This is a genomic window from Nocardia sp. NPDC060220 (assembly GCF_042727815.1).
GTDB lineage: Bacteria > Actinomycetota > Actinomycetes > Mycobacteriales > Mycobacteriaceae > Nocardia.
Map to the genome: position 1 here is coordinate 1 of NZ_JBHWZY010000568.1, position 4,571 is coordinate 4,571.

At 70.6% G+C, this 4,571-nt stretch carries 5 protein-coding genes; 4 read left to right on the forward strand and 1 reads right to left on the reverse strand.

The annotated features are described in order from the left end of the window. Nucleotides 1-94 precede the first annotated feature (94 nt). The 4 genes from ACFWF3_RS25250 to ACFWF3_RS25265 all read left to right on the forward strand — a co-directional run bounded on the left by ACFWF3_RS25250 (nucleotide 95) and on the right by ACFWF3_RS25265 (nucleotide 3,745). Entirely contained in the window at nucleotides 95-1,582 is a 1,488-nt protein-coding gene (locus ACFWF3_RS25250; RefSeq protein ID WP_379315712.1) for an MFS transporter, read from the forward strand. 115 nt (nucleotides 1,583-1,697) lie between these two features. Beyond that, nucleotides 1,698-2,348, forward strand: coding sequence for an urease accessory protein UreF (locus ACFWF3_RS25255; protein WP_379315714.1), 651 nt, complete (start codon nucleotides 1,698-1,700; stop codon nucleotides 2,346-2,348). 31 nt (nucleotides 2,349-2,379) lie between these two features. Beyond that, the gene (gene ureG, locus ACFWF3_RS25260) at nucleotides 2,380-3,087 is read left to right on the forward strand and encodes an urease accessory protein UreG (protein WP_379315716.1); all 708 of its coding nucleotides are present in this window, start codon (nucleotides 2,380-2,382) and stop codon (nucleotides 3,085-3,087) included. Continuing rightward, nucleotides 3,077-3,745: an urease accessory protein UreD gene (locus tag ACFWF3_RS25265; protein WP_379315718.1), complete on the forward strand. Its 669-nt coding sequence runs from the start codon at nucleotides 3,077-3,079 to the stop codon at nucleotides 3,743-3,745. Before ureG ends, ACFWF3_RS25265 begins: the two co-directional genes overlap by 11 nt. Before the next feature lie 61 nt (nucleotides 3,746-3,806). Here ACFWF3_RS25265 and ACFWF3_RS25270 read toward each other — a convergent pair. After that, nucleotides 3,807-4,571, reverse strand: a 765-nt coding sequence (locus ACFWF3_RS25270) for a hypothetical protein (protein ID WP_379315720.1), incomplete at its 5' end; no start/stop codon positions are given.

The window sequence follows — 4,571 nt, forward strand, 5'->3', positions numbered from 1 at the left end:
CATCCCATGACTCGTTTTCGTAATACAACCTTCATGCGTACACTGTACCCAGCTCGCGCGTACGGCGTACGCACAACCTCGGAAGGATGTCGGAATGACGAAGCTGGAACCGGCGGTGCCCATCGCAGTCGCCGGTGGACGCCGCGCATGGCTCGGATTGGGCGTGCTGCTGCTGCCGGTGCTGCTGGTGTCGATGGACATCTCGGTGCTCTTCCTTGCCATGCCGACCCTCACGGCCGACCTGGATCCCACCGCATCGCAACAACTCTGGATCCTCGACATCTACGGGTTCATGCTCGCCGGTCTGCTCATCACCATGGGCAACCTCGGCGACCGGATCGGCCGACGCAACATCCTGCTCGCCGGCGCCGCCATCTTCGGCGTCGCGTCGGTGCTCGCCGCGTTCGCCCCCACCGCGCCGATCCTCATCGCGGCCCGCGTACTCATGGGCATCGGTGGGGCGACGCTGTTGCCGTCGAGCCTGGCGCTGATCTCCACCCTGTTCCCCGACACCCGGCAACGGGCCACCGCGATCGGGATCTGGACCGCGTTCTTCGCCGGTGGTTCGGCGGTCGGGCCGATCATCGGCGGTGTCCTGCTGCACCACTTCTGGTGGGGCTCGGTATTCCTGATCAACATCCCGGTCCTGGCGATCCTGCTGATCTTCGGGCCGATCCTGCTGCCCGAACATCGCTCCGCGGCCCTGGGGCCGATCGATCTGCCCAGCGTCGCGCTGTCGATCGGCGGCATCCTGCCGTTGATCTACGGCATCAAACACATCGCCGCCGAAGGCCTGGACGCGGTGTCGCTGGTGATCGCGATGATCGGCGTCGGGCTGCTCGTGCTGTTCGTGCGCAGGCAGCGTCATCTCGCGGAACCGCTGCTCGACCTGTCGTTGTTCACGCGGCCGCTGTTCCGGGTGGCGATCGGGGCCAGCATGGCGGGCATGATGTCGCTCGCCGCGCTGAGCTACCTGACCAGCATCTACCTGCAGTCGGTCACCGGGCGTGACCCGCTGGCCGCCGCGCTGCTCGGCATTCCGATGGCGATCGCGGTGTTCGTGTGCTCGATGAGCGGCGCGCGCCTGGGGCTGCGGCTCGGCGTGCGGGCCACGTTCACGCTCGCGCTGCTGCTGTCGGCGATCGGCAACCTGATGTTGCTCGGCGTCGGTGTCGACGGCGGCCTCGGCTGGTACATCGCGGGCTCGGTGATCGCCGGTATCGGGTACGGCTTCTCGTTCACCCTGGTGTCGGATGTCGCGGTGTCGGCGGTGCCGGCCGAGCGGGCGGGTTCGGCGGTCGGGATCTCCGAAACGAGTTTCGAACTCGGCAACGCGCTCGGTCTCGCCCTGCTCGGCTCGGTGGCCGCGCTGGTGTTCCGTTCCGGCGGCGACTTCGGCGAGACCCTGGGCGACACCCTCCTGGAGTCCGCCGGCGACGACGGGCTGATCCACGCGGCCCGCGAATCCTTCGTCAGCGGCATGCACGTCGCGACCGCGGGCGGCGCACTGCTGCTGATCGCGATGGCGGTACTGGCCTGGCGCTCTGCCCGCACCGGCTCGGCGGCCACCGAGGCGCGCTGAAGCACCCGCGGTGATCGGCGAGCACGACCACCGGCCGGGGTGATGACCGCCACGGTGTGCAGTGCTGATCGCCCTCACCGGGCAGACGTCCAGGTTCGTTGCATAGGATCGGCGGATGCGAAACGAGGGTGCGACAGGACTGGCGACCTTGCTCGCCCTGGCCGATTCGCGCCTGCCCATCGGTGGACACGTGCACTCCGGCGGCGTCGAGGAAGCGGTGTCGTCGGGGTTGCTGCGCGACAACGCGAGCGTGGAGCTGTATCTGCGGCGCCGGATCTCCACCTCGGGACTGGTCACGGCATCGCTGGCCGCCGCGGTGTGCGGCGGGGTGCTCACGCCCGAACGCGCCGAGCTCGAAGCCGACGCTCGTACGCCGTCACCCGCCGCGCGAACGGCGTCGCGCGCGCAAGGCCGTGGGCTGCTCCGCCTGGCCAAACAGCTGTGGCCGCACCATGATTGGGCCGCGGTAGGCCCGCGCCCGCACCTGTCGACGGTGTTCGGCATGGTCGGCGCCGCGAGCGGAGCGAGCACCGAACAGCTGGCGGGCGTGGTCGTCTACACGACGCTCACCGGCGCCGCCACCGCCGCGCAACGACTGCTCGCCCTCGATCCCGCGGCCATCGCCGCGAGCACCGTGCGCCTGGCGCCGCTGTGCGACCGGATCGCCGCCGAGGCCGCCGTCGGCCTCGCCGCCCTGTCCGATCCGCTGCAGGACGCGCTCGCCGAACGTCACCTCCATCGCGACATGCCGTTGTTCGCGTCCTGACCCCCGTGATTCCGAGAAGAATGGAGCCCCCATGCCTCCCCATCTGATCGATGGCGAACCGCACGATCACAGCCACGACCGGCCCAAGCGCAACCGCACGGCCGGTGAAGCGCTGCGCATCGGCATCGGTGGACCCGTCGGCTCCGGCAAGACCGCGCTGGTGGCGGCCCTGTGCAGGCAGCTGCGCGACGAGCTGTCCCTCGCCGTGCTGACCAACGACATCTACACCACCGAGGACGCGGACTTCCTGCGCCGCCACGCCGTTCTGCCCGACGAGCGGATCACCGCCGTGCAGACCGGTGGCTGCCCGCACACCGCCATCCGCGACGACATCACCGCCAACCTCGACGCCATCGACGATCTCGTCGCGGCCAATCCGCCGCTGGACCTGATCCTGGTGGAATCCGGCGGCGACAATCTCACGGCCACCTTCTCGTCCGGTCTGATCGACGTGCAGATCTTCGTCGTCGACGTGGCAGGCGGCGACAAGGTGCCGCGCAAGGGCGGCCCCGGCGTCACCTTCTCCGACCTGCTCGTGGTGAACAAGACCGACCTCGCCCCGCTGGTCGGCGCCGACCTCGGTGTGATGGAGCGCGACGCCGCCAAGGTCCGCGACGGCCGCCCCACCGCCCTGGTCTCGCTCACCGACGACCCGGCCGCCACCCCGGTCCTGGCCTGGGTGCGCGAGCAGCTGCGGGTCGCCGCCGAGCAGGACGCGGCCACCGGCGTTGCGCACTGAACTGAGCATCGTCGCCGCACCGGGCAGATTGCCCCGCATCGACGCGATCGGCGGCCTGGCCGGGCGGCACACCGGTATCGACACCGTGCACCTGATCGGTACCGCGGCGACCCCGCTCGGCGGGGACGAACTCGACATCACCATCGTCGTGGGCGCCGGCGCGCGGCTGGTGGTTCGTTCGGTGGCGGCGACGATCGCCCTACCGGGCACGGGCACCATGGTGTCGCACGCGCACTGGCGTTTCGACATCGGCGAAGGCGCCGAACTGGATTTCGATCCGGAACCCACCATCGTGGCCGGTGGCGCACACCATCATGTGGTGACCACGGTCCAGGTGGCGCCCGACGCGCGGCTGCGGCTGCGGGAACGGGTGCAGGTGGGCCGCAGCGGCGAGGACGGCGGTGGGTGGCGCGGTGATCTGCTGGCCGACCTGGGCGAGGTGCCGTTGCTTCGGCACCGGCTCGAGCTCGGCGCGGGTTCGTCGACCGACGATCGGCTGAGCGGGGCCCGTGCGCTCGACAGCGAATTGGTCTACCCGGACCGTCGTCCTGCCTGGTCGGGCAGCGTGGACGAGGTTCGGCTCCCGCTGGCCGCGGGCGGCTCGCTCGCCACCCGCACGAGCAGCCGCCTGCGCGCGCTCGCGTTCGCGCCCGGATAGCTCACGAAAAGGCGGTGGGAGCCGGGCAGCAAGAGCCCGACTCCCACCGCTGGGAATTCGATCAAGCGTTGACGAGCTCGGCGTCGCTGTCGGCGGCCTCGGGGGCCATCCCCCGCGGCGGCGCGAGGAAACCGCTCGCCGCACCCACCGCCGCACCGATACCGGCGCCGACGACCGTGACGGGGATCGACACGGCCATGTACGCGGCCATGCCGCCCAGGATCGGACCCGCGACCAAACCGATCGGCACGAACGGGATTCCGGCGACGAGCCCCGCCAACGCGCCACCCGTGCTCGCCATCATCGCGAACGGGATCGCCACGGTGGAACCGACCGCCGCACCCCTGGCCGCCGAACCGAGGGTCTCGGACGCGATCCGGTCCGAGCGGCTGCGCTCGAGCCCGACCGAGTCGAGGAACGTCGCCAGGTTCGCCTCGGTGTTGGCTGCGGCGTCGTTGATCTGGATCGAGGTGTCCACCGGCACGAAGTCCGGCACCGGAACCTGCTGGTCACCGAAGCGGAACTGGCCCGGCGGCGGCAGGATCGGCGGCACCGGCGCGACCGCGGTCGGTGCGTGCAGCGGTCCCACCGGGGACAGGTAATCCATTTCCGGCCCCGTCCGCGACCACTGCAGCGAACTGCGGGTGTTCGCGGGCATCGGCTGCCCCACGTACGGGGTGGCGTTGGGCGCCACCGCGTCGAACTCCGGTCCGGCCTGATGCTCGGGCTGGGTCACCGCCGCCTGCGCGGGATCGGCATTCGCGGTGCCCGTGCCGATCAGGGCCATGACCAGGGGTACCGCTCCGGCTGCGACGACCGAACCTAC

Coding starts and splice junctions, on each gene's coding strand:
- ACFWF3_RS25255 (WP_379315714.1), top strand. CDS start 1,698: ATGCGAAACGAGGGTGCGACAGGACTGGCGACCTTGCTCGCCCTGGCC.
- ureG (WP_379315716.1), top strand. CDS start 2,380: ATGCCTCCCCATCTGATCGATGGCGAACCGCACGATCACAGCCACGAC.
- ACFWF3_RS25250 (WP_379315712.1), top strand. CDS start 95: ATGACGAAGCTGGAACCGGCGGTGCCCATCGCAGTCGCCGGTGGACGC.